General features: G+C 38.9%; 2 protein-coding genes. Both read left to right on the plus strand.

Features of this window, described 5'->3' with window-relative positions:
• Window positions 1–150: 150 nt before the first annotated feature.
• The gene (locus tag BQ7314_RS12225; RefSeq protein ID WP_174483969.1) at window positions 151–429 is read left to right on the plus strand and encodes a type II toxin-antitoxin system RelE/ParE family toxin; all 279 of its coding nucleotides are present in this window, start codon (window positions 151–153) and stop codon (window positions 427–429) included.
• Complete coding sequence (locus BQ7314_RS12230; RefSeq protein ID WP_174483970.1) at window positions 429–734, plus strand: HigA family addiction module antitoxin; 306 nt, start codon at window positions 429–431, stop codon at window positions 732–734. Before BQ7314_RS12225 ends, BQ7314_RS12230 begins: the two co-directional genes overlap by 1 nt.
• Window positions 735–1,036 lie beyond the last annotated feature (302 nt).

The raw sequence follows: 1,036 nt of genomic DNA on the forward strand, positions 1-1,036 counted from the left end.
GGCGAATTTCCCTGTCGCCTACTGCGGACTAAAAATCATCACTTCGCTATCGCTCCGTTTCCCTGATTTTCAGCGTGTGAAGTTGAACTTGATGAATTTAAAAATACAAAGTAATATTACTCGTTGCGTAATGCGTTATTTAATACAGTAATGATTAAAAATTTTAAACATAAAGGATTAAAAAAATTCTTTGAAAAAGGTAGCTTATCAGGCATTCAAGCCAAACATGCCGATAGACTTCGAGATAGATTAGCTTTTCTTGATGCCGCTGTTTTTATTGAAGATATGGCAAAGCCTGGTTACAACCTGCACGAATTGATCGGAAACTTAAAAGGTAGGTGGTCTATCGTGGTATCAGGAAACTGGCGAATAACTTTTGAATTTAAAGATGGCGATGCTTATATCGTTGACTATGAGGATTATCACTAATGACAATAAGACAATATAACCCACCTCATGTGGGCGGATTAATTTACAGAACCTATATAGAGCCTTTTGATAATATTTCAGCAAATAGTGTAGCTAAGTCTTTAGGCGTGGCGTGTAGTACGTTTAACAGGCTTTTAAACGGCATATCTAACTTATCACCAGAAATGGCAATCAGATTATCTACTGTGCTAGGTGGAAGTGCAGAAAGCTGGATGCGATTACAAGAAACATACGATTTATGGGAGGCAAGAAAGAAAGTTGATACTAAAAAACTAAGTCGAATTGATTTTGATCAGGTGGCTTAGGATTTATCTATTGATATAGATAAGGGATTTTAATGATTAGTGTACAAAAAAAATGGAGCAATTAGCTGAAAAAGCATCTTTAGCTAACGCTGAAAATCAGGGAAACGGAGCGCTAGCGAAGTGATGATTTTTAGTCCGCAGTAGGCGACAGGGAAATTCGCCAATCCGAAGTGCGCGAGGGAGGCAAGAATTTTATCCCGACAGCCGTCAAGTCAATGAGGTAGTTTTGCGGGGAGTCGCTATTTTTGCGAAAGCTTGTTTTGGGCATCCCTGCCCAAGCAAGCAGCAAAAACTTAACGCGA

This window comes from methanotrophic endosymbiont of Bathymodiolus puteoserpentis (Logatchev), assembly GCF_900128525.1.
Classification (GTDB): domain Bacteria; phylum Pseudomonadota; class Gammaproteobacteria; order Methylococcales; family Methylomonadaceae; genus Methyloprofundus.